At 64.5% G+C, this 25,173-nt stretch carries 12 protein-coding genes; 6 read left to right on the top strand and 6 right to left on the bottom strand.

The genetic code is table 11. From position 1 onward, the window contains the following. Positions 1-67 precede the first annotated feature (67 nt). The 3 genes from ccmI to B0B01_RS00800 are packed head-to-tail and all read left to right on the top strand — an operon-like array spanning position 68 to position 2,027. The gene (gene ccmI / locus B0B01_RS00810) at positions 68-1,318 is read left to right on the top strand and encodes a c-type cytochrome biogenesis protein CcmI (protein ID WP_076646402.1); all 1,251 of its coding nucleotides are present in this window, start codon (positions 68-70) and stop codon (positions 1,316-1,318) included. Continuing rightward, positions 1,315-1,797, top strand: a complete 483-nt coding sequence (gene ruvX / locus B0B01_RS00805; protein WP_076646400.1) for a Holliday junction resolvase RuvX — start codon at positions 1,315-1,317, stop codon at positions 1,795-1,797. Before ccmI ends, ruvX begins: the two co-directional genes overlap by 4 nt. Continuing rightward, positions 1,794-2,027 (top strand): DUF1289 domain-containing protein, encoded by a 234-nt coding sequence (locus B0B01_RS00800; RefSeq protein ID WP_076646398.1) that lies wholly within the window; start codon positions 1,794-1,796, stop codon positions 2,025-2,027. Before ruvX ends, B0B01_RS00800 begins: the two co-directional genes overlap by 4 nt. Positions 2,028-2,039: 12 nt before the next feature. Here the strand turns inward: B0B01_RS00800 and dusA are convergent, their stop codons facing one another. From dusA to B0B01_RS00785, 3 genes are all read right to left on the bottom strand, one after another. Beyond that, entirely contained in the window at positions 2,040-3,050 is a 1,011-nt protein-coding gene (gene dusA, locus B0B01_RS00795) for a tRNA dihydrouridine(20/20a) synthase DusA (protein ID WP_076649974.1), read from the bottom strand. A gap of 369 nt (positions 3,051-3,419) precedes the next feature. After that, positions 3,420-6,998 (bottom strand): TonB-dependent receptor, encoded by a 3,579-nt coding sequence (locus B0B01_RS00790; protein ID WP_076646396.1) that lies wholly within the window; start codon positions 6,996-6,998, stop codon positions 3,420-3,422. After that, positions 6,995-16,474 carry a DUF7507 domain-containing protein gene (locus B0B01_RS00785; RefSeq protein WP_143732987.1) on the bottom strand — a complete coding sequence of 3,160 codons (9,480 nt, stop codon included), beginning with the start codon at positions 16,472-16,474 and terminating at the stop codon, positions 6,995-6,997. The genes B0B01_RS00790 and B0B01_RS00785 overlap by 4 nt, the downstream gene beginning before the upstream one ends. A 605-nt stretch (positions 16,475-17,079) precedes the next feature. Here B0B01_RS00785 and B0B01_RS00780 point away from each other — a divergent pair. Further along, positions 17,080-18,255, top strand: a complete 1,176-nt coding sequence (locus B0B01_RS00780) for a nucleotide sugar dehydrogenase (protein WP_076646392.1) — start codon at positions 17,080-17,082, stop codon at positions 18,253-18,255. Between the two features lie 21 nt (positions 18,256-18,276). Here the strand turns inward: B0B01_RS00780 and B0B01_RS00775 are convergent, their stop codons facing one another. From B0B01_RS00775 to B0B01_RS12970, 3 genes are read right to left on the bottom strand one after another with little or no spacing between them, the layout of a single operon-like run. Then, a complete protein-coding gene (locus tag B0B01_RS00775; protein ID WP_076646390.1) occupies positions 18,277-19,290 on the bottom strand; it encodes a hypothetical protein in 1,014 nt (337 codons plus the stop codon). Then, positions 19,287-20,261, bottom strand: coding sequence for a glycosyltransferase family 2 protein (locus B0B01_RS00770; RefSeq protein WP_076646388.1), 975 nt, complete (start codon positions 20,259-20,261; stop codon positions 19,287-19,289). Before B0B01_RS00770 ends, B0B01_RS00775 begins: the two co-directional genes overlap by 4 nt. Continuing rightward, positions 20,258-20,863 carry a hypothetical protein gene (locus B0B01_RS12970; RefSeq protein ID WP_143732986.1) on the bottom strand — a complete coding sequence of 202 codons (606 nt, stop codon included), beginning with the start codon at positions 20,861-20,863 and terminating at the stop codon, positions 20,258-20,260. The genes B0B01_RS00770 and B0B01_RS12970 overlap by 4 nt, the downstream gene beginning before the upstream one ends. A 286-nt stretch (positions 20,864-21,149) precedes the next feature. On the opposite strand from B0B01_RS12970, the gene B0B01_RS00760 reads away from it, so the two are divergent. Further along, positions 21,150-23,804, top strand: a complete 2,655-nt coding sequence (locus tag B0B01_RS00760) for a glycosyltransferase (protein ID WP_076646383.1) — start codon at positions 21,150-21,152, stop codon at positions 23,802-23,804. A 24-nt stretch (positions 23,805-23,828) separates the two neighbouring features. Continuing rightward, on the top strand, positions 23,829-25,172 hold the full coding sequence (locus B0B01_RS00755; RefSeq protein WP_076646381.1) for an ATP-grasp fold amidoligase family protein: 1,344 nt from the start codon (positions 23,829-23,831) through the stop codon (positions 25,170-25,172). Position 25,173: the final 1 nt, after the last annotated feature.

The following is a 25,173-nucleotide window of genomic DNA, read 5'->3' as shown; positions in this document are numbered from 1 at the left end:
ATCACGGCATTGTCTCTTTTTTCTGTCGCCGCCAGCGGCTAGAGGGAGGCAACGAGCAGGAGCAGCCATGATTTTCTGGATTCTCACGGCGGCAATCGCATTGGTCACCGCGCTCACCCTGGCGGCGGTCCTGGTGCGCCGCCACGGCGACACCACCCCGACCGCCGCCTATGACATGCGCGTCTACCGCGACCAGCTGAAAGGGGTCGAGCGCGACCTTGCCCGGGGGGTGATTGCGCCCGAAGATGCCGAACGCATCCGCGTCGAGGTGTCGCGCCGCCTGCTCGCGGCCGATGCCCGCGCCCATGACACCGGCCGGGAGGTGACGGCGGCGCGCCCGCTCACCTATGCCGTCGCGGGACTGGTCGGCATCGCGCTGATCGGGGGGAGCCTGCTGCTTTATGGCGAACTCGGCTCGCCGGGCTATGGCGACCTGTCGCGCAAGCAGCGCATCGCGATGGCCGAGACCGCGCGCGAAACCCGCCCCTCGCAACAGGAGGCCGAGGCCGAGGTGGCGAAGCTGCCCTCGGATCCCGACATGCTGCCGCCCTCTGCCCCGGAGGGCTATATGGATCTGGTCGAAAAGCTGCGCGAGGCGGTCGCGAGCCGCCCCGACGACCTGCGGGGGCAGATGCTGCTTGCGCGCAACGAGGCGGCGCTCGGCAACATGGCGGCTGCGCGCAAGGCGCAGGAACAGGTGCTGCGGCTCAAGGGCGACGAGGCCACGCAGCAGGACCGGCTGGATTACGCCGGCATCCTGATCCAGTCGGCGCGCGGTTACGTCTCGCCCGAGGCCGAGGCGGTGCTCGCGCAGGTGCTCGAGGAGAACGAGGCCAATCCCATGGCGCGCTATTACTGGGGGCTCATGCTGACCCAGACCGGGCGGCCCGACATCGCCTTCCGCATCTGGAACGACCTGCTGCGCGAGGGGCCCCGTGACGCGCCCTGGATCAGCCCCATCCGCGACCAGATCGAAGAGGTCGCGCTGCGGGCGGGCGCCAATTTCTCGCCACCCCCGGAAACCGCCGCGCCCGGCCCCTCTGCCGCGGATATCGAGGCGGCCGGCGAACTCGCCCCCGAGGATCAGCAGGCGATGGTGCGCTCCATGGTCGAGGGGCTGGCCGAACGGCTTGCCGATCAGGGCGGCTCGGCGCAGGAATGGGCCCGGCTGATCGGTGCGCTTTCGGTGCTGGGCGAGAGCGGGCGCGCCGGCCAGGCGCTTGCGGATGCGCGCGCGGCCCTTGCCGATGACGAGGCCGGACTGGCCGAGGTCGAGGCCGCCGCCCGTGCCGCGGGGCTTGCGGAACCGGCCCCGTGATCTGCGAGCGGTTCGAGGATTTCGCCGCTACGCTGCCCGGGGGCCGGGCACTCATGGGGCTCGATCTTGGCAGCAAGACCATCGGCGTTGCCGTCTCCGACCGGCTGCTGAGCAGCGCGACCCCGCTCGAAACCATCCGCCGCCGCAGATTCACCAGTGATGCGGCGCGCCTGCTGGACCTTGCACAGGGGCGCGAGGTGGCGGGCCTGATCCTCGGGCTGCCGCGCAACATGGACGGAAGCGAAGGACCGCGCTGCCAGTCCACCCGCGCCTTTGCGCGCAACCTTTCCGGGCTGACCGATCTGCCGATCGCCTTCTGGGACGAACGGCTGAGCACGGTTGCGGCGGAGCGCGCCCTGCTCGAGGCGGATACGTCACGAAAGCGTCGCGCCGAGGTCATCGACCATGTGGCGGCCGCCTATATACTTCAGGGTGCGCTGGATCGGCTGCGCCACCTGCAGATTGGGTCAGACAAATGACGACATCCCCGCCCTGGACCCGTGACGAGATCGAATCGCCCTGTGTTCGCATCTGCGTCATTCACCCGGCGGAAAAGATCTGCGTCGGCTGCTACCGGACCGGCGACGAGATCGCGCGCTGGTCCCAGATGGCACCCGAGGACCGGCGCGCGATCATGTCCGCACTTCCCGGCCGCGCCCCGCGCCTGCAGAAACGTCGCGGGGGCCGGACGGCACGGCACAAGGGCTGACGGCCCCGCCGCCTACTCCGCGCTTTCGCTCATGACAGCGACCGGAGCCACCGTTTCAAGCGCCTCTTCGATCAGCTCCGCACCCGCGCCGGGACGATTGGCGCGCTCCGACAGGATCCGCCGCCAGGCCCGCGCGCCGGGCCGCCCGGCAAACAGCCCGAGCATGTGACGCGTGACCTGGTGCAGCCGCCCGCCCGCCGCGACATGGCGCGCCGCATAGGGCACCATCATGCGCGCCACCTCCATCGGATCGCGCGCCTCGCCCCGGCCGAAGATCAGCGGATCGGCCGCGCCGAGCACCGCGCCCGGATCGTGATAGGCCGCGCGCCCGATCATCACCCCGTCAAGCCCCCGGTCAAGCAGGTCGCGCGCCTGCGCAAGCGACGCGATGCCGCCGTTGATGGAGACGTGAAGTTCGGGAAAGCGCCGTTTCATCCGCAGCACGAGCCCGTGATCGAGCGGCGGAATATCGCGGTTCTCCTTCGGGCTCAGCCCCTGAAGCCAGGCCTTGCGCGCATGAATGATGACCCGCGTGCAGCCGGCGGCGGCGATCTGTTCAAGGAAATCGGGCAGGACGCGTTCGGGGTCCTGATCGTCCACGCCGATGCGGCATTTCACCGTGACCTCGGCCGCGGTCGCCCGACGCATCGCCGCGACGCAGGCCGCGACATGCGGCGCATCCAGCATCAGCACCGCGCCGAAACTGCCCGACTGCACCCGGTCCGAGGGGCAGCCGCAGTTCAGGTTGATCTCGCCATAGCCGGCCTGCTCGCCCATCTGCGCAGCCTGCGCAAGTTCATCCGGATCCGACCCGCCAAGCTGTAGTGCGAGGGGCTGCTCGAAGGGGTCGTGGTCGAGCAGATGCCGCGCCCCGCCCCGCACCAGCGCCGGCGCGGTCACCATCTCGGTATACAGCAGCGCATGGCACGACAGCAGCCGGTGCAGATAGCGGCAATGGCGATCCGTCCAGTCCATCATCGGCGCAACCGAAAGGCGCGCGGCCTGCCTGACATCCTGTTTCATCATGACCGTTTCATATCGCGCCAATGCTGCATCCGCCATGCCGGCCTGTCAGTCGGATAACGCCTCGACACGGCTTCGCCGGGACGTTGTGCGAGGCCCTGCCCGCCGGTGTCCGGGCCGGCCTCGGGCCTTGTCCTGTCCAGCGTGGTTACACGTTTGTTGAAGCGTCTGCCATGGTCGGCGTCCTCCTGTCCCGAATGCCGCGGCCTTCTCCGGTCAAAAACTCCTGACGATTTCGGGTTGTTGGGCGTCCCCCATCATCACCGGCGACCAGGCGGCCTCGCGCCCCTGGCCCGCGCCCTTATAGCCCCGGGGGTTTTTTCGGCGGCACGGACCGCGCAGACCGGATACCAGGCAACCGGGGAATGGTCAGAACTGCGATGTGAGGTTCACGAACACCCCCCGGTTCGGGTTGTCGATGGTGCGCAGGTCATCGGATACCTTGCCCCAGAGATAGCCCGCGCCGAGCCGCAGATTGTCCCCGAACAGGCGGTAGATGCCGACCAGTGCCGAATTCTCCCGCGTTGCGGAGCCGGGCGTGTAAAGCGTACGGATCTCACCCATCAGATCCCAGTTGTGGACGACGTGATAATCGGCGCGCAGCACCGCAAGGTGGGCCTCGCTGCGGGTGAAATCGCTGCTGCTGCGCTCCGCCGCGCGGCGCATCCGGAAGCCGTATTTCGCCCCGAGCGTCCAGAGCGGATCGGCCTGCCAGTTGATCGCGGCATTGACGATATGGCTTTTCTGGCGCGGCCCCGCGATCTCTCCGTCAAAGTTCACCTGGTCCGGCCCCGGCATGTCGTAAAGATAGGTATAGCTCAGCAGCGCGTTCACGCGATCATCGGCCACCGGCCGCCAGGCATAGCCGAGCCGCGCTTCGACATAGCGCCCGTCGCGGAACGACGACTGGTCACTGTCGGAAAACACCGCATCGAGCGAGGAAACGAAGCGCCAGTTCTGGTTCAGCTTCGTCTCGTAATAGCCGGAAACCAGCCATGTATCCCGATCAAGTTCATTGTCGGGGCGGTTCGAATCATCGTTTCTCCACTCGCCGCGCAGGCCGGCGGCGGTGGCCTTGCCCTCGGCAAAGCGCGTGCCCAGGGAAATGCCCCGCCGTTTCAGGCCGGTGCCGTCCGATTCGGTGGTTTCGCCATATTGCAGCCGCGCGTCGTAGCGCCAGCGCTGATCGGGCGTATAGCTGACCCCATAGCCCGAGGTGAGCGAGGGCCGGGTGCCGAAGGCGCTGTAGATGCTTTCGGTGGTATAGCTCCAGCGGTCGTTGACCCGGGAGCTTGCGCCGAAAACCAGGCTGCCGCGATCACGGCCGCTGAAATCCGTCGAATCGAAGCGGCGCATCGGATCCAGCCGGTACCCGATCGTGCGCAGGCTGTCGTCATCGGGACGATAGCCAAGTTCGAGCGTTCCCGCCGCGCCGAGACTCCCGCCGGAGGCCTCGGCCGTCAGATCGGTGCGCGGCCCGAACCGGACCCGCCCGCCGATGCCGAGACGGTCGTTTTCGTGGCGTGTCGCGTCATGGGACAGCGTCGCCTGCCCGAACACCCAGAGCGAGAGATTTTCATCGCGGGTCCAAGTCAGGCGCAGCCCGGCATCGGTGCGCTGGCCGAAATCCTGTGGCGAGGCGACATCGTCGCGCCGGTCGCGGGCGACTTCCGCTTCCAGCAGCCACCGGTCGGTCAGATCATGGGCAACCCCGATCCGCGCCAGTTCCTCGCGCCGCCCGTCGTCGCGGCGCAGCACCTCGGCGCCGAAGGTCAGATCGGTGCGCGCGGTCAGCGCCAGTTCGCCCGACAGGCCCCAGGCGCGCTGGTCGTGCTGAATGTCATGGTCGGGCGAGGAAAACCCCGCCTCCTTGCGGTCGTAAAATCCCGCGATCTCGCCCGTGAGCCCGCCAAGGGCGAGGTCGCTGCGACCGGCCAGCCGCCAGGAGGCGGCGCGCCGGCCGGGCAGGCCCTGACTCGGGTCCGACGGGGTGAGCCCGTCGCCGCTTTCCAGGTCAAGCCCGCCGTTCAGCGAAAAGCTCGACCCGAAGCCCGGCCCCTCGCTCACCGCGTATTCCAGCGCCAGTTCGCGGCGCTCGCCGTCCCGCAGCAGGATATCGGCACCGAGCAGATCCTGATCGGCGATCCCGGCGGTTTCGCGCAGCCCCGAGGCACCGATCCGCAGGTAATCGTTCACCCAGTATTCGCCCCGCAGCCCCGCGGTGTAGCCGTCCACGCTGCCCGTCGCCGGCACGTATTCGTATTGCGCGACCAGGTTGACGTCGTGATCGCCCAGCGGGCTGGCCGAAATCAGCCCCTCGCCCGCGGCCGATGACGACAGCGGCGCGTTCAGGATGATGACGCCCTGCACCGGGTTCAGGCGGTAGTCGGTGCCCTCGGACAGGCGGCGGCTTTCGACGACGAGCCCGGTGCGGCGCGAGCGCAGCTCGACCATGACGCTTTCGCTGTCGGCGATAATGTCCTGCCGCGAAAGGAAATAGGCGCTGCCGCCGGTCGCGCGCAGCACGTCGCGCTGCATCAGGCTCTCGGCCTGTGCTGCGAATCCGCTGAACCGCAGGCGGCTTTCGCCCTCGTTCGTGACGTCGAGCGAGCGATGCTCCCCCGATGCGCCGTAAAGCGCGCGTTCCGTGCGCACCGTGAGCGCGGTCGATTCGCGCGGCTTGAAATCGCCCCATTGCAGATGGCTGCCGTCGCGCTCCCACCGAAGAAAGACGCGCCCGGAGCTTGGCGCAAGCTCGCTCATGCGGGAATCGTCGCCGAAAGTGTTGAACACGTCCTGCGAATCCATCTCGCGCAGCGTCTGGTCGGGAAACTTGCGGCCGAAGTTGCGGAAAAGGTCGCGCAGTTCCGCCTCCCGCGTGTCGACCGAGGCGGTGATGCGGCTGCCGTCGGCGCGCGTGCCCTGCGCGAACCCGGCGATCCGGCCCATCCGCCAGGTTCCGGCCCGGTCGCGGCCGACGGAAAGGTCGACGATACCGGTTGCGAACCATTCGGATTCCTCGATGGTCACGGCGCGGTCGAAGTCCCGCCCATCGACCGAGATCGCCACCGCATGGGCGCCGGGCGACAGGATGCGCTGCACCACGAAGCGCCCCGCGGGATCGACCGGCACGGCCTCGCCGAGCACCCGCACGCGCTGCCCGCCTTGTGCCTGCCCCGAAACGGTCACCGCCCCGCCCCGGACCGGGATGCCCCGCCTTGCGGTCATGTCGTCGCCCTCGGCGGCGGCCGCAACCGGACCGGTCAGGGCCGGTTCCTCGCGGCTGGCGGTCCGGGCGAGCGGCAGGCTGCGGGTCACGTCGCGCCGCCCCTCTGCATCCTCGACCCGCAGATGATAAAGATAATCCTGCGGGCCATCGGCGGGCATGATCCAGCCGGCTTCGCCATTCGCGGCGATCGGCAGGGTTGCCTGGCTGCGCCCGCGCCGGTCGGTGATCACCACTTCGGCCCGGGAAATCCAGGCGGGATAGTTGCTCGAGGCGCGGAAGGTCACGCGCTCGCCCGCGGTGAAGCCCTCGCGCAGATCGGCGGTGGCGATGGCCAGGCGCGGCCGCGCGCCGAGCCCGTCATAGGTCAGATCAACCCCTGCGATGTCGAGCAACCGGTCGACCTCGCGCAAATCCTGCGGGCGCGCGGGCGCGCCGGCGATGGTGCGCGGCAGGGCGCCCGGCCCGGCCTCGACACTGTCGATCGAGATCGAGAACCCGGCCTCGCCGAGCGGCGGCCCCGCCTCGTTCGAGACATTGGCGGGAGCCGGGCGGTGCACCATAGTTCCGGCGTTCGGATGGGCGCAGGCGGCGGTGATGACGGCCGCACCCGGGTCGCAGCCGTCCCCGGCCCGCGCCGGGCCGGCCAGCAGCGCCGTCACCGCGGTGGTTCCGGCCAGCGCCCCGATCAAAGTCCATGCAGAGACGGTCACCTGTTTCATTTCACTTCTCCCGCCCGCTGCACGAGGGTCTCGATGTTGAGCTTGTATCGGCCCGCGTCGCGCCAGAGATCGCGCAGGCGGCGTTCGACCTGCCGCAGGCGCGTCTGCGCCTCGGCCTCGGGTTCACCGGCTTCGAGCACATAGGTGACGCGCAGCATCGCCGCCCTCCCCTCGATCTCGGCCACCAGGTCATGCAGGCCCTGGTCGAGGCCGGCGCCGATCTGCCCTCGGTCAAAGGCATTCGCGGCCAGATCGACGCGCACGAGGCGGGCCAGTGTCGCGCCGAAATCGAGCCGCGTGATCATGCCGGGCGTCAGCCGCACCACGCGCGGGTTCTCGGTGGTCAGCCGGTAGCCCGCAGGCAGGGTGCGCTCGTCGAGCTTCAGCATGAAGTTCGAGCCCACCGCCCGGGGCAGCGCCGCGCAGGGCACGCTGTAACGGCCGTGTTCGTCGGTCAGGATCGCGAGCCCGTTCGGCGCGATGAGCCGCACATCGGGCAGGCCGCGTTCCTGCGCGGCGGCGCTCATGTGGCCGTTCTGGTCCGGGTCGTCGAACACGCGGCCAAGCACGGTTGCACATTGCAGCACCGCATCGGCGAGCACCCGCACCGTGGCCCGGGCCTCGGGCGCGATGTCGCGCCCGGTGAGCGTGCTGAGCAGCCGCGCGCGGTTCTCGTGCGCGCCGGGCCGCACCGAGCCGCCGACGCGCGCCGACAGGGTGAGCGCCCGGCTCTGCCCCGGTTCGACCGTGATCGGCCCGAAGCCGAGCCGGCGGCCGTTTTCGACCGCATCGAGCGGCACCCCGTCGAGCCGGGCCGAGCCCGCGCGATAGCTGAAACCGGCGGGGAGCATGTCTTCCACCCGGGCGGTGATCGCGACTCCACCGGCCGAATTGCGAATGGTGATCGTGTAGGGAACGAGATCGCCGATCATCGCCGTTTCGATCCCGGCGATCTTTTCGATGGTGACGCCGCCCTGCGCGATTTCGGCAAAGCTGATCGCCGCCGAACTCGACCGGACCACGACGCCCGCGTCCGAACTGCCGGTCGCATCGCCCGCAAGGCTGATCTGCCCGCGCCCGGCATCCGCCGGCGTGATCGCATAGCCCCCGCCCGAACAGTCGAGGAAAGCGCTCTCGCCCGGGGCAAGCGTGATCGGGGTGCAGAGGAGCCCGGGCAGCAGCAGCGACAGGCTCGCGCCGTCGATATTCACGTCGTTCAGCGGAACGGTGCCCGTGTTGGTCACCTCAAAGCGGAAGAACACGAGGTCTGCGGGCCCCATGATGCCGTCACCGTTCACATCGCGGAGTTCACCGACCGTGATATCAAGGGCGATCTCGGGATAGCCGAGCGGCACGGTGACCGAGGAGTCATCGCTCGCGACCGGGACCGGCGGCGCGCCTTCGGGCCGCCAGAACGCATGTGCCCGGGCGGTGTTGTCGAGTTCCGCCGCGCGGATATCCTCGGGCGTGAGCGCATAGGTGCCGGTGATCGCATGCGAGGTCTCGCCCGGGGCAAGGCTCGCGATGGGCGCGCCCAGCAGGACAAGCCCCGGCAGCGGGTCGTCGATGCTCAGGTCATGGAGCGTCACGTTGCCGGTGTTGGTCAGCGCGAATTCATAGGTGACGGTTTCGCCGGGCAGCGCCGTTTCGGAGACGCCCGAGCGATCCGCGGTCTTGACGAGTTCAAGCCCCGGCGCGCGGTCGACCATGACCGTGGTCGGCCCCTCCACGCCGCCATCGGTTGCCGACAGCGCGTTCACCTGCTGCGGATTTCCGTCGCGGTCGGTATAGCTGCCGCTCACCTCGGCCCGGTTCTCGAGCGTGGCGCCGCTGTCGATATCCTCCTGCGTGAGCGCATAGGTCGCGCTGTAGCTCGTGGCATCGGAAGCGCCGGGGGCAAGGCTCGCGATCGGCGCACCGGCGAGTTCGAGCCCGGGCATCACATCATCCAGCGTCACCCCGCTCAGGGTCACTTCGCCGCTGTTGGTGATGGTGAATCCGTATCGGATCAGCTCCCCGGCCTGCGGCGGTGTCGAAAGGTTTGACGTGTCAGCGGTCTTGACCAGATCGATGGCCGGGCGCTGGCCAAGCGGCGTGACCGTTGGTTCATCATTGTCGAACGTGCTGCCCGATGTATCCTCGACCATGGCCGGATCGCCCGGCCCGGCATCGAAGGAACCCCGCGCCCGCGCCCGGTTTTCGATCTCCCCGGCATCGAGATCGGCCTGGGTGATGACATGCGACGCGGTAAAGCTCGTGCTATCCGCCTGCCCCACATCGAGCGCAACCGGCCCGCCCGAGACGACGGCCGAGACCATCTCTTCGGTGATCGTGACATTTCCAAGCGGCACGTTGCCGGTATTCGCCACTGTGAAAACCCAGCGGATCTCGTCGCCAAGGCGCAGGTTTTCGGCATCAGTCCCGGGCGCAAGCTCCTTGATCAGCGCAATCCCGGGGCGGCCGGCAACCGGGATCACGGTCGGCCCGTCGACGCCGCTTTCGCTGCGCGATGCCGCCTCGTGGGAGCGCGGATCATGGGGCGGACCATAGGTGCCGCTCACGCTTGCGCGGTTTTCCACCGCGCCGGCGTTGATGTCCGCCTGCATGATCGCATAGATCGCAGGCCCGACAGTCACATTCGCGCCGGGGGCAAGCTCTCCGACCGGCAGGGTCTGGGGCGCGAGCCCCGGCAGCGTGTCGGTGACGATAACGTCGCGCAGGGTCACGTTGCCGGTGTTGGTGACGACGAAGCTGTAGGCGATTTCTTCGCCGACCACGGCCGGATCGGTCAGGCCCGAGGCATCGGCCGTCTTTTCCAGCAGCAGGCCCGGCGCCTGTTCGAGCGGCACGACGGTTTCCTCGTTACTCTCCGCATCGGGGCCGGAGCGGTCGCTCACCGGGGTGGTTCCGAAACGCCCGTTCGCCTCGGCCTGGTTGACCACCTCGCCCGCGTCGATGTCTTCCTGGGTCAGTTCATAGATGGTCGCGACCACCTGTTCCGCTCCGGGCTCCATCGCGCCGAGGGTCCAGGTGCCCGTCTCAAGCCCCGGCAGCGGATCGGTCAGAGTCACATCCTGAAGCCGCACGTTGCCGGTGTTCGTCACCGTGAATTCATAAGAGATACGGGCGCCGGGCGATGCCGCACCGCTCCATTGCGGCTGCGCCGTCTTGACCACGGCGAGCCCCGGCTCCTGCTGCAGCGTCACCTCGACCTCGTTCGAATCGGCGCTCGCGCTCGCCGTGTCGCCGCTCGCCGGATCGTCGTAATCGCCGCTCACACTCGCGCGATTCCTGACCTCTCCGGCCTCGATATCGGTCTGGGTCAGGGCATAGGTCGCCGTGAGCACACCGGAACTTCCGGGCGCAAGGGCTGTGATCGTGTCTTCCGCGAACAGCAGCCCCGGCAGCGGGTCGCTTACCATCACGTTGCTCAGCGTCACGTTGCCGGTGTTGGTGAGCGTAAAGCTGTAGGTGATCTCGTCACCGGCCCGCGGCGGGGTGCCGAGCGCGCCGTCATCGGCGGCCTTGGTGATGGAAAGCGAGGGCGACGGGTCGATCACGAACAGCGTCGCATCGTCATTGTCCGCATCCGTGCCGGACATGTCCGAAACCGGCCGCGCCTCGCCGCCCGACCCGGTGCCGAGGCCCGTGACCTGCGCGGTATTCGCGAAAACACCGGCGTCGATGTCATCCTGGGTCAGCGTATAGCTGCCGGTAAAGCTCGTGCTGTCGCTGTCGCCGACCGGCAGCGGCGCGCTCCGGCTGCCCGTGATCACGACATCGTCGACCAGATCGGCCAGGGCGATGTCGCGCAGCTCGACATTGCCCGTGTTCCGGATCTCGAACCCGTAGTCGATCCGGTCCCCGGCGGCGGCCGGCGCGGCGGGCGCGGCGCTGATGGTCTTGATCAGCGCGACATCCGGCGCGCGGAGCAGATCGACCCGCGTCGGGCCGTCATTGTCGAAACCGGTGCCGGAGAGGTCCGTCACCGAACTGCCGCCGGGGTCGCTCGCGGTGATGGTCGCGCTGTTGTCGAATCCGCCGGCCTCGATGTCGGCCACGGTCAGGAAATAGTTGCCCGCGACCGTGACCTCGTCATCCGGGGCAAGGCTCAGCCCGGAAAGGGCGGCGTCATCGAGCACCACATCCGCCAGGTCGTCGCTCAGGACAAGGTCGTGCAGCGTCACGTTTCCGGTGTTGCGGATCGCAAAACCGAAGGTGATCGCGTCGCCGGGCATCAGCGGGCCCGAAACATCGGTGATGACGCTTTTCAGCAGGGCAATTCCGGGCGCATGGTCGAGCGTAACCACGGTCGGATCCTCGTTCGGCGCGTCGGGGTCATTGCCCGAGGGCGTGTCGCGGAACGGCGTGTCGGAGCCCGGCACCCGGCCCGAAACCGTCACCTGGTTGACGATTTCGCCGGCGTCGATGTCCGCCTGCGTCAGCGTATGGCTGACAGCGGCGGTCGTGTTCTCGCCCGGCGCGAGCAGCGCGCTGCCCGGCGCGGTAATGCTGGCGTCCGGCAGCGATTCGGCAATGGTGCCGACGCTCAGGCTGGTGTTGCCGATGTTCTCGATCGTGACGGTCCAGCCGATGCTGTCGCCCGCGCGTGGCGGTGTCGGAACGGTGGCGGTGTCGACGAGCTTGGTCACCCGCATCAGCGGATCGGGAACGAGAGGCGTCCTGACCGGGGGTGCATCCGCCGCAATCGGTGTGTCGCCCGGCCCATGCGTGCCGGCGGCCCGGGCGGTGTTGATCACCTCGCCCGCGTCGATATCGTCCTGGGTCACCGTGTAATCGGCATGAAAGGTCACCAATGATCCCCCCTCGCCCGCCGGAGAGAGCGTGCCGATGACGAAACTGCCGGCAGGATCGGGGGCAATTCCGGGCAGATCGTCGGTCAGCACCACATCATGGAGCACCGTGTTGCCGGTGTTGCTGACGGTGAATTCGTAACGGATCGTGTCACCCGGGCGGGTCGGATCCTGAACCGTATTCGCGACCTCGGTCTTGACCACGTCCAGGCCCGGCTCGGCGATCGCCGTGATCCCGGCGCTGCCGGTCGCGGTCGTGACCGGATCGGGCACCCCGTCGGCGGCCCAGCGGCCCTCGACGCGCGCGGTGTTGTCCACCCCGCCCGCGTCGATATCGGCCTGCGTCAGCACATAATGCGCGGCAAAGCTCGTGCTGTCGGCAGCCCCCACATCCAGCCGGTCGAGCACCGGGTTGCTGTCCCAGACCAGACCGGGCAGCGGATCGGAAAGGGTGACATTCAGAAGCGGCGTATTGCCGGTATTGGTGACGGTAAATCCATAGCGGACGATGTCACCGGGGCGCGCCGGACCGCCGCCGTTCTCAAGGGTCGCGGCCTTGGCCAGCGTGACCGCCGGCGCGAACGTCACCGGCGCCCCGGTCGGCGAGGCGTCGCCATGGCGGGGCGTGGTGCCGTCGTTCGAGGCATCACCGGGCGTCTTGCCGGACCAGACGCCGGTTGCGGTGACCTCGGCCGCATTGACGTGGTCGAGCGCCGCCGCCTCGCGCGGCAGGGCGGGATTGACCCGCAACACCAGCGTGACCAGCTCATCGCCCCCGGGAGCGAGCGGCCCCGGCATCGTCAGATGGATCGCATCGTCGTCGGCGCCGGCCATGGTCGCGCCGCTGACCCCTGTCACGGCGAACTGCCCCGGTGCCGGTGCGGCAGAGGTATGGGTGCCGAATCCCGCCTGCAGATCGTCGCGCAGGGCGAAATCGCGCAGCGGCTCCTGCGACAGGTTGCGGATGCGGAACTCGTAGCTCAGCAGATAGGAGCCATCCGCCTGGACCACGGGCGCCGCGACCTGCTTGGCGAGCGCGATCCGCTCCTGCGGGACCAGGGTGAAATCGGTGTTCCCGACGGGGGCATCCGTGGCTGCGGTGATGGTGCGGATCGCATTTGCGCCATCCGCCGCACCGCTCGCGCCCGGCAGGGCACTGCCGCCGAGGAAATCGTCGCCCGACGGAAGATCATAGCTCACGCGATATTCGCCGGGCGGCAGCAGTGAAAAGCTGTAGTTCCCGCTCGCATCGGTGGTGGCGGTCCGGGCGGGGACAGGATTGCCCCAGGCGTCGGTGCCGCTCAGGCGGACGGTCAGGCCGCCGATGCCGCTGTCATTGCCGTCACGAAGATCGTCCTCGTTGAAATCCCGCCAGATGGTGCCGGACACGCCGGTCGAGAGCACGGCGACGGTGCCGCTGCCGGTGTCGTCGGACTCGTCGTCGTCAAAGGAATCGGTCTCGACGCTGGCGCTGTTGGCGACGTCCTGCGGGTTGGCACTGATCGACGTGACCCGCACCGGCACCGTCACGACATGGCTTTCGCCGGCGACCATGTCGGGCAGCACGCAGACCAGGCTGCGCCCGCCGGTCGGTGCGTCGCAACTGCCGCCGCTGGTTTGCACCGCATCGCTGATCACCATCCCGGCCGGGAGCATGTCGCGCAGCACCACGTTTTCGGCCAGCCCGATCCCGGCGGCGGTGCGGTTCTCGACGGTGATGATCCAGTCGAACTCCTCGCCCAGGTCGACCACCGGGCGCGAGGGCGCCTTGGTCACGGCAAGGTTCGAGCGCTCGAAAACGGATGTCGCCTCGCTGACCGCGTTGTTCGCGGTGATTGCCTCGTGACCATATTCGTCCGAGCGCGCCTCGACATGGTTCACCCAGTGTCCGCGCTGCACACCGGTCATCTGCACGCGGAGCGTCGCGGTGGCGCCGACCTCGAGATTGGGCAGGGTGCAGGCCAGCCTGCCGCCGATGCTGCCGACGGCCGCGCCATCCTGCTCGGAACAGGCCATGCCGCCCGCGTCCACAATGCCGTCATAGCGCATGCCCGCGTCGGGCAGCGTGTCGGTGATCACGAGGTTGAACGCCTCGGACGGGCCGGCATTGCGCACCGTGACCGTATAGATCGTCGGCGTATTGATCTCGAGCGGGTCGGGATCGTCGGTCTTGTTGGTGATGAGGTCGAGCGCGGGCGCCGTGACGCGGTGGGTGATCGCGTCGGCATTGTTGGTGTCGTCGATCTCGGGCGTCGAGGTCTCGACCCCGACCCGGTTCTCGATCTCCTGCGAAACGAGCTGCGTCGTCGGCGCCACCACGATCTCGACCGACTGGGTATTGCCGTTGGTGATGGTGCCGAGGTTGCAGCGGAGCTCGGTCACGCTGCTGGTCAGGTAGCCGTCGATGAGCGTGGCGCCGGGGTCGTCGCAGACCCCCTGCGACGGCGTCGCGGAAACGAACTTGAGCCCCGCCGGAAGCCGGTCGGTCACGATCACATCTTCAGCCGACGACAGCCCGTTCGCGGGAACGCTGGCCGAAAGGATATAACGCAGCCGCTGCCCGGCCTGAACGTCGCTTCCGGCGGCATGAGATGCGGTCTTGGCCACGGTGACATCGGTGCGCGCCGCAACGCCGTAAGTCACGCTATCCGTGTTGTTCGCATAATCCGGGTCGGGGGTCGCCGTGGAATAGGTCTCGGCGGTGTTGGTGCGCGTGCCGGCGTTGCCGCCGGCGAGCGCGGTAAAGCTGATGCTGCGCGTTTCCCCCGCCGGCAGTTCATCAATCGTGCAGGCAAGGTCGCTATAGAAGCCGGAGCCGCGGGTGACGGTACAGACCGCATCGGCCGGTACCGTGTCGAGGGTCACGCCCGTGGTGGTGGAATCGGCGAAGTAGAGATCGCTCAGGCGGTCGAGCACACGCACGTCCCCGGCGGTTCCGGGGCCGCTGTTGCTCACCTCCACCGTGAACCGAACGGGTTCTCCCGCCACATGGGGTCCCGGATCGGCAACCGTCTTGACCAGCACAAGATCGGCGATGCCAACGGTGGTGCCGTCACCCGAGGTCACACCGCGGGTGATGCTGTTGTTGCTCATGTCGCGGTCGGGATAGGTCTCGTCGGTGAAGCCGACCTGCAATTCATTGTCGAGCCGGCCCTCGGCCAGCACTTCGGTGGTGATGGTGATGCGCGGCGTCTGGCCGCCGACCGGCAGCGGCGTCGCGGCGTAATTGTCGGTCTCGCAGCGGATTTCAGCCGGGCCGTTCAGCGGCACCCCCGGCGCGCAGGCCCAGCCCGCAGGCGCCCCGATCGCAGTGGCCCGCAACCCCTCCGGCAGGCGGTCGGTCAGCACAAGGCGGCCGGTGAAACCGATGTTGCCGTCGTTGCGCGTGCCGATCCGCCAGTCGTATTCGTTGCCGACCGTCACGAGCCCGTGGGCCGGGCCGGATTTCTCGGCCACGAGATCGGTCGTCGGCAGGACGATATCGGCGCCCCCATCCGAGGCGCTGTTGTTGTCCGCCACCAGATCAAGGCTCGACGCGATCACCGCGGTGTTCACGACCGGCGCACCGGCCGGGCTCTCACTGATCGGCACGGCGGTTATGGTGATCGGGGCGCGGAAACCGGCCGGATCGGGCGCGGTCGCGGAATAACTGCAGCCAACGGGGTTCGTGTCATTGCAGATCCAGCCGGCCCCCGACGGGCTGACACTTGTGAATTCGTAATTCGCGGGCAGATCGTCGGTGATCTGGGCATCAAGCGGTGCATCGCCAACGAAATCGGGGCTCAGCGTGAAGGTCACCGGCTGCCCGACATAGAGCAGCCCCGAAGGCGCGCGCGCCTTGCCAAGCCGCACGTCGGTGCCCGGGCTGATGGCGATCACGAAGGCGTTCTCGTCATTGCTGAGATCGGAATCGGCCGGCTGCGAACTGGACAGTGAACCGGCGACCGAGACGCTCGAGGCGTCGGCGGTCAGGATCTGGGTCGTGAATTCAAGCCGCACATCGTTCCCGACCGCGATCGGCCCGGCGATGTCGCAGGTGATCTCGTTGCCGCTGATCGCGCAGCCGGACGGGAGCGTGACGTCGCTGGACAGCGCCGGCGGCAGCGGCACCGTGAGGCGCGTGCCCTCGCTCGGGTAAGGCCCGTTATTGGTGATGACGGCCGCGAAGGTCAGAAACTCTCCGGCGCGGATATCGGCCGGCGCATCGAAATCGAGCCCGAGATCGGCACCGGTGGTAACGGTCGTATCCTCGGTGATGGTGGTGGTTCCGATCGTGCCGCCGAACGTGGTGACCCCCGCCTCGGCCGGGGCCAGATGAACGGTGCCCCGCAGTTCGGCACGCGGTGCAAGTTCGGGAACCGGGCAACTGACACTGGCCGGCCCCTGCAGGACCGGCGCCGGTGAACAGCCCTCGAGGTCGCCCGCCGCGCCCCAGTAGGCCGCACCCGCGGGAATCGCGAAAGTCAGCACATCCGCGGCCGAGCGGCTGTTGCCGCCGTTCTGGAGGCGCACGGAATATTCGATCGTACCGCCCGCCGGCACCGGGTCGAAGCCGGTATCGCTGATGTTGAGCGTCAGATCCTGCGCCTGGGCCGCCGCACCCGACAACACGAAAACCAGCACGGCCATCCAGCCGGGCATGCCGAGACCATATTTCTTCACCGTTCATCTCCTGCCCAAGACGGGGCACGGTTTCCGCCCCGTCGCCTGCCGGCTGTCCGTGTTTCACTGCGATGGCTGCGCATCGCGCGACACCCGCATCGGTTGTCTGCGATTAACCCGAAGATCGTTAAGCAAGAGTTACCGAAAGCCGGTCCGGCCAGAAAATCGTCTGGCGCAGGGACACATTTCGGGCGCCCTGCCGGCACGCTGCAACCGGCGTGACAGGTCGGACCGCAAGGCACGGCCATGGTTGCGGTGGAAGCATCCTGCCCCGGCGACAAGGCTGAATTTCGCCGAAAAATGCGCACCGATTGCAGACATGGAATGTCTCCGCTAGGGAGATGCCCATGTTGTTTGCAACTGATCGGCAACGCGCAGCCCCCAATTCGGTCGCGGCAGGGGTCAATGTCAGCGGCCACGTGCCGGGCGCGGGCCCGCTCCTGCGTCTTGCGGCATGCTGCGCCCTACCCGCAGAGCACCATGTCATCTGCGCGGCCTGCCGATGCCGTTGATCCGGTCGGGGATGTTCGTAAATCTGACCAGAAACATGACCGCACAAGCATGAAGTCCGGGCAAGAAAAGCCCGCGCAGACAAGAGGTTTCGAATGGCAGGAAAGACGATTGCAGTCGCCGGTATCGGCTATGTCGGGCTGTCGAGCGCGGTATTGCTGGCCGGGCGCAACCGGGTTCGGGCGCTGGACGTTGACCCGCATAAGGTCGAGCTTCTGAATGCACGCCGCTGCCCGATTGTCGATGCGGATATCGTCCATTATCTGAGCGAAAACCAGCTTGATCTGACCGCCACCACCGACGTGACCGAAGCCTTTGACGGCGCGGATTACATCATTGTCGCCACGCCGACGAATTATGATCCGGTATCCAATTACTTCGATACTTCAAGCGTTGAAACGGTCATTGCGCAAGCAAAGGAAATTGCCCCCGAGGCGGTTATTATCGTGAAATCGACCGTGCCGGTCGGATTCACACGCCATGTTTCAGAGCGGCTCGGCACGCAGCAGGTGATCTTCAGCCCGGAATTTCTGCGCGAAGGCCGCGCCCTGCATGACAACCTGCACCCGTCGCGGATCATCGTCGGAGAAAACAGCCAGCGCGGCGAGGATTTCGCCAATCTTCTCAAGGATTCCGCTCTTGATGAACATGTCGAAATCCTTTTGACGGGATCGACCGAGGCCGAGGCGATCAAGCTGTTTGCGAATACATATCTCGCGCTGCGCATCGCCTATTTCAACGAACTCGACAGCTATGCATTGACGCAGGGACTGGATACGCGCCAGATCATCAAGGGCGTCTGCCTTGATCCGCGTATCGGCGACCATTACAACAATCCTTCCTTTGGTTATGGTGGCTATTGCCTGCCCAAGGACAGCAAGCAATTGCTTGCCAATTACCGTGACGTTCCGCAAAATCTGATTGCGGCCGTTGTCGATGCCAATCGAACCCGCAAGGACGTCATTTCCGACGACATACTGGCGCGAAAGCCCCGCGTTGTCGGGATTTACAGGCTTGTCATGAAAGCCGGATCCGACAATTTCCGCCAAAGCGCCATTCAGGGCATCATGAAGCGGCTGCGGGCGAAGGGCGTGGAAATCTGGATCTATGAGCCCGCCATGGAGGACGAAAGCTTTTTCGGCTCCCCGATCATGCGCGATCTGGATGCATTCCGCAACGGCGTTGATGTCATTGTCGCGAACCGGAACAGTTCTGACCTCGAGGGCTATTCCGAGAAACTCTATACCCGCGACCTGTTCGGCAGCGACTGATCCGGCGCCTGCGTGATGGTGCTATTGCCGCACCATTTCGTGCATCAATTGCAGGTATTCGGGGCCCGGCAGGGCTGCGTTCAGATCCGAGCGCAGCCGGTTCACCTCGTGCGACAGCGCGTCGAGCCGCCTGCGTTGACGGTCGGAGTTCGCAAGCAGCAGCAGACCGATTGCCGCGAACTTTCCGCCTTCTCTCATGGCCGAAAAAAGCGCACCGCTGATCCCCGGCAACAGGCAGAGCCTTTTGCGGACCCGCCGCGGAACACGCCGGAACAAATCATTCGCCCGGTCTGTAAACCCTGCCAATTCATCCGGTTCAAGCAATGAAAGCTGATCATTGAGCCGCAGGGCCGCGATATCGGTCCTTTCCCCGTTGCGTGCGCTTATGGCCTCATCCAGATGCTGCAGCATTGTTTCCGCAGTGCTTTGTGTCGGCCTTGTCAAAACGACGGGATCCGGAAACAGCCCTATGGTATCGGCAGCCTGGATCACCTCGTCATACCACGTTGCATTCGGACAATTCCGTGGAAAATCGGTGCTTTCCAGATAAGTCCGGGATAGAACAAGACGCGCCGGGTCGGCCATCAGCCGAAGCGCCGATGTCCTGCCTTCCCCGCCCCCATCCGGCCAGCGCGGCGCATCCGGGCAGGGAAATGTCACATGTTCGCCCACCAGAGAAAAGGCGCGGTTCACGACAATCACATCCGCGCTGCCCGCTTGGTCCGAGATCCATGTCCGCAGAGAATCAAGGGCTTCCGCACAAATCAGATCGCCGGCCCGCAGGAACATCGAAACATCCGCTTTCCCATGCGTTCGCGCGACCATGGCCCAAAGATCGGGGTTCATCATATCCGTGTCGGAGATGGCAATATGGCCAGTTTCGATCGCGTCATTCAATGCCGGAAAACGTGGTTTTGCTGAACCGGACTCCGCGAGAACCAGAACCTGATCGCCCGCCTGCAGCAAAGGGTTGAGGGAATGTCCGCTGTCTTCCAGGCCGGGCCCGGTGTCGATCAGGATAAAGCAAATGGTCATGATGTGCCAGCCCCTGCTCTGCGCGTTTCCGCAAGCTGCAGGTTGATCCGCAGCGCAAGGACCGGGTCCGAAACGGTCAGGTTACGATAGTCGCCCGGCGACAGCGCGGCCAGCAGAAACTGCCGGATTTGCGCATCGAGCGCCGGTTGTTGAGACGGGGCGATAACCCCGCGGATCCAGCCGAACAGGTAACTGGCAAATCCCAGAAAGGCCGCGAAAAAGTTTCGGTCCCCGGGGATTTCCGTGTTTAGAACATCGCGTAAAATATTGAAAACCGCCAGTCGTTCAGGCCCCGAATGATCGGTCAGCCGACCGGATTTCAGGCCGACATGATGGATAGCAGCAATGCGATCCGACGAGAGAATATCCCGGGCACGAATGAAGCTGGCCCAATGCAGAAGAATGTCGTTATGCACCAGCGTTTCCGAACAACGCAGCCCATTATCGCGCAGAAAATCTGTCCGATAGATCTTGTTCCAGGGGTAATTCGCGGTTCGCGCCAGCGTTGGGGCGGAGGATGGCGATACCGGCCGCAAGGCGCCGACCGCAACACCGGCGTGCCGCCACAGCGCCTCGTCCCATCGGGTTTGCCCCCATGACCCGGCCGCGCTCACGCGGCTGTCATTATGTTTGAAAATGCAGAAGTCGAACTCCCGCCCGTCAAGATCGGCTAAAAGATGCGGGATTTCCGGCGTCAGCAGGTCATCGCTGTCAAAAAACAGAAGATGGGAGGTTTCGACAAATTGAAGCCCGAGATTGCGCGCCGCACCCGCCCCTTTTCGATTTTCATGCCGGGTAAGGTGAACCCAGTCCGGCCGCTCCAGAAGGCAGAGTTCGGGGCTCAGCGGGGAATCGGACGCGTCATCGACCACGATTGCCCGGGCAAAGCATTTCATGTGGAACGCCTGCTCCAGCAGCCGCTTCAGATTGGTCGTATCGTTTCGGGTTGGAATGACAAGCGTGCAGCTCATACCGCAAAGACGCGAAGGTCTATCAGGGAAAGTTGAAAACCGCGGGTTGGCAGAAAGAACACAAGTTCGCGCCATGCGGCCCGAACCGGAAGCAATCCGGTTTGCCGGTAAAGAGGCAGGGCATCCAGATGGGTCGCTTCCTCGGTCTGAACCAGGATATGCTTGTCGAAAAACGCGTCCGTAAATCTTGATTCAGTTCCCGACCGAACACAGGCGCGCATGATCATGAGCTCCGGCGCCGCAGTCCGGCAGGCAAATCCAAGAACGCCCTTATCCGCCAGATTGGTCATCGAAAGCGAAAGATGCAGCCCGATCCATTCGCCGTCGCCCCGGGGTTTTACGTCAAGTTCCAGCAGGCGCCCGTTTGGTGAGGCATATCCCCCGCCCACATGCGAAAACCGCGGATCGGCAAGAAGAAACAGGCCCGGCGCGATCTCGGTCTTGTGGGTGATTTCACCTTTCGACGAGCCATCCCTGAGCATCTGCAGCGTGTGATTGACGCCCGCATCGGAGCCGATTTCCAGATTGTCTTTCATGTGATGAACACCGCTCGATCTGCGCATTTTTTCGCGGCACCTCCCCGGGTGGCCGAGTCGCAGCATAATCGCTTTTGACCCTGCTTCAAGGCACGGCCGCGGCGCGGCGGCAAGGCGGGGATGCCGCGGCGGCGCCCCGGGCCCCGGAGAGGCGGGATCCGGCCGACCCGGGCCCATGGAAACGCATATGTCTGCCGGCCCGGAGCCGGGGCGGAGCCAGCCTTGACAGCCGGCAAAAACCTTGCGACCCCACAGGGGTTGTTTCCGGTAACATTGGTCAGGCCATGCGTGCTCACCCCGCTTCGAGCAGCGCAGATGAAATGCAAGACGCTGAAAAGACAAGATATTTCACATGGACATTCCAGCCAAGCCGATCACGACTCTGAAACGCACCAAGCAGGTTCACAGCAACTGGTACCGCGAACAATACCCCGATGTCGCGGCGCTCGGGATGGAGCCGGCGGAGCATTATCTGAAGTATGGCGCTGCCATGGGGCGCAATCCGGGTAAGAACTTCGACACGAGGTTTTACCTGGAAACCCACCCCGAGGTCGCGGATTCCGGCATCAACCCGCTGCTGCACTATGCGCTGTTCGGCGAACAGAACGGCTATGCCCGCCGGGGCACGCGCCGCAACAGCCATCAGGAGGCCCGGGCGCGGATCGGGACCATCCGCAGCAAACTGCTGAGCCTCGGCTTTACCGACCAGCCGCTGGCCGAACTGCAGGAGATCGCGCGGAGCGACGAAAACCCGGCCGCGCGCGCCATGGCCTCGCGGGAACTTGCGCTCTGGCACATGCGGGAAAAGACCGACGAGGGCTATCGCACCGCGCTCACCCATATCGCGGCCGCGCGGCGGACGGCGCCCGACCTTGATTTCCGCAGCAAGCTGTCGGTGGCCGAACTGCTCTGCCTTCATTTCCTCGGCCGAACAGAGGACGGGCAGGCCGCCTATGACCGGATCGCGCTGGCCGGCGAGGTGACGCCCGACGTGATGCTGGCCTGGGTGAATTTCCAGCCGACGCCCGACCTGCGGGTCACATGGATCAACCAGGTGCTGCGGCAGTATGACATCCCGCCCCTGCGCCTGCTCGAGGATGACGGCCGGCCGCCCTATGACCGCCTCACGACGGTGGAGCCGCTTCCGGCGGTTTGGAACGGGCCGAAGGTCACGGTGCTGATCGCCGCCTACGAGGCGGAAGAGATGCTGCCGACGGCGCTGCGCTCATTGCAGGAACAGACCTGGAAGAACCTTGAGATCATCGTCATCGACGACTGTTCGCCCAATCCCGGCACCTGCGAAGTCACGGAGCGCTTCGCCGCCGATGATCCCCGCATCCGCCTGATCCGCATGGAGCAGAACGGCGGCGCCTATGTCGCCCGCAACCGGGGGCTGGACGAGGCGAGCGGGGAGTTCGTCACGCTCCACGACGCCGACGACTGGTCGCACCCGCTCAAGATCGAGACCCAGGTGCGGTTCATGCAGGACAACCCCGAGGTGATGGGGTGCACGTCGGAGCAGGCGCGGATGGCGGATGGCCTTTCATTTCCGAAATGGGGCTCTCACAGATCCATTTACTTTGTAAAGGAAAATGTGTCTTCGTTCATGCATCGGCACAAGCCGGTGTGCGACCGTATCGGATATTGGGATACAGTCCGCTTTGGTGCCGACAGCGAAAAAATACGGCGCATCCGAAATGCATTCGGACATGAAGCGGTCCAGTCACTAGTTACCGGGCCGCTATCATTTCAGAGAGTATCCGAGAGTTCCATAGTGTCGAATGATGCCTTTGGAATGGACGGATTTTTCTTTGGCGCGCGCATGGAGTATTTTGAAGGACAACTGATACATCAGGACAAAACGCTCTATTACCCAAGCTCCAGAAGACCGCAATTTGCAACTCCAATCGTAATGCATCCTGATCGGGCGAAGATCAAGAATCATTACGATGTCATTATTTGTTCGGAATTCCGAATGCACGGTGGCAGCACTCGTTCAAATGTGGAAGAGATAGAGTGCCAAAAGCGCAACGGCCTGAAAACCGGTGTCTGTCAAATGTACAGGTACGATTACCCGATCAAGGGTAAACGGATGTTGCCAGAAGTCCGAGATGTGCTGGATGGCGAACTCTGCTCGCCTATCGTCTATGGCGAAGAGGTTTCTTGTGATCTTCTCGTCATGCGCTATCCTCCGATACTTCAGCACCGCCTACGCTACCTTCCCAAGATCGACGCGAAGCAGATCAGGGTGATCGTCAACCAGCCGCCGATGAGCGATTACACGGAAGAGGGAATCGTCCGCTACCGGCTGGCCGACTGCGCCGAGAATATCCGCCATTACTTCGGCAAGGATGCCACCTGGCACCCGATCGGGCCGCTGGTGCGCGATGCGTTGCACACCCACCACGCGGATGAGCTGCACCATATCGACCTCTCGCCCGAAGACTGGCACAATATCATCGACATCAACGGCTGGGATCGCGGCCCGCGCAGGCGCGGACCGTCCGACAGGCTGCGCATCGGGCGCCATTCCCGCGACCAGTTTGTCAAATGGCCGGCAACGCGCGAGGACACGCTTGTCGCCTACCCCGCCTCGGACGATATCGAGGTGCATGTGCTGGGCGGCGCCGAGGTTCCGGCGTCGCTGATTGGCCAAGTGCCGGATAACTGGACGGTGCATCCGTTCGGGTCACTGCACCCAAAGGATTTCCTGGCCGATATCGACGTGTTCGTCTATTTTGCGCATCCCGACTGGGTGGAATCCTTTGGCCGCACCATCATCGAGGCGATGGCGACCGGCGTGCCGGTGATCCTGCCCGAGGTTTACCGCCCGCTGTTCGAGGATGCCGCGATCTATGCCACTCCGCAGACGGCCGTAAAGACGGCGCGCAAACTGCATTCTGATCCGGCCGCCTATGCTGCTCAGGTCGAGAAAGCGCAACGGTACGCTGCGGAAAAGTTCAGCTACGAGATGCATATTGATCGACTGAAACGATCAACGCTCTAGTTGCTACTCAAAGGAGGAGATCGCATGAACAATAAGGCGATCCGCGTTGTCCTGACTGGGAAGGTTCAAAAGGTAGGTTTTCGGAAATGGATCAGAGACAAAGCTAATGAGGTTGGTGTTTCGGGATGGGTAAAGAATAGAAATTTTCCCGGCACGGCCATAGTTGACCTTATGCTTGAAGGACCGATTGATTCCGTGCACAGTCTTTTGACGAAAATTATGACTGGGAATGGAGAAAGTGAAATTTCTGAAATTTCGGTGCTTGAGGCTACGCCACACGCACGATCATCTTTCAATATCCTTTATAGAGAAGATGAGGAGCCAGCAATAGCAGCGCGAGAGTCACTGCAGAAGACACTTCTAAGCTATAGGAGAGTTACTCGCGCTTTGAGCGAAACAGTCCTGCAATCGACATCAAGATTGCATAAATCTAAAGATCTATCCAACGTCGATGCACAAGAGGTCCGAACCTCAATTTTATTGGAGCATTTACCGCCACACACATCTAAGATTTTTCAAGGATGCGGAAGTAATATTTTTGAAGGATGCTCCTTTTCGTCAGAAACATGGGCTCAGAGCAAGAAGCGTGATATTCACGGGGAGATAGCCGGCCACCGTATAGAATTCTTGTTAGAAGACAAAAAAGTCGGCCTCCACTTCGCCAAACTTGTTGGGTTGAGAGTGCCCAAAATACTCCAAAGAAATATTCCAATAAGCGCTTTGGATTTTTCCCCTAACAGCGTTATCAAGCCCACAAGAGGCGGAGGCTCTACAGGCGTATATATAATAAAGGACAGTGCAAATATAATAAATGTTCGTGACAGGTCGAGGTTAACGTCAATCAAAGAACTTCAAGCGTCCATGCAATGCGTCCTTAGCGAAAATCACGGACGAAGAGACTCATGGATTGTGGAGGAGATGATAATAGATAAAGAGGGCGGGCCGCCAAACGATCTCAAGTTTTATGTCTTTTATGGTCAATCTCCATTGGTTTTGGAGGTGTCCAGATTTGGAGAGAAGCCATTATACTCTTGGCGAAACAGAGAGGGGGAAATAGCCAATGTAGGGCAACCACAATACAGCTACTTCGAAGGGCGAGAGATTCCAGAAAATTTCTGCAACTTGGTGGAAGAAATTAGTCTCAAGATCCCAGCCCCTTTCGTAAGAATTGACCTTTTTGACTCTTCGGAAGGTTTGGTTTTTGGAGAGTTCACTCCGCGCCCCGGAAGCTCTCATAATTTTGACTTAAGCGCAGACCGCATGTTGGGAAGGCACTTTATTAATGCTCGCGCGCGCCTGTTCAACGACCTTTATACAGGAAAGAAGTTTCCCGAATTCGATTCTATAATTAATGAATATCGCCGATAAG

This window comes from Pontibaca methylaminivorans (genome assembly GCF_900156525.1).
GTDB classification, from domain to species: domain Bacteria; phylum Pseudomonadota; class Alphaproteobacteria; order Rhodobacterales; family Rhodobacteraceae; genus Pontibaca; species Pontibaca methylaminivorans.
This window is presented reverse-complemented; position numbering and strand designations above follow the sequence as displayed.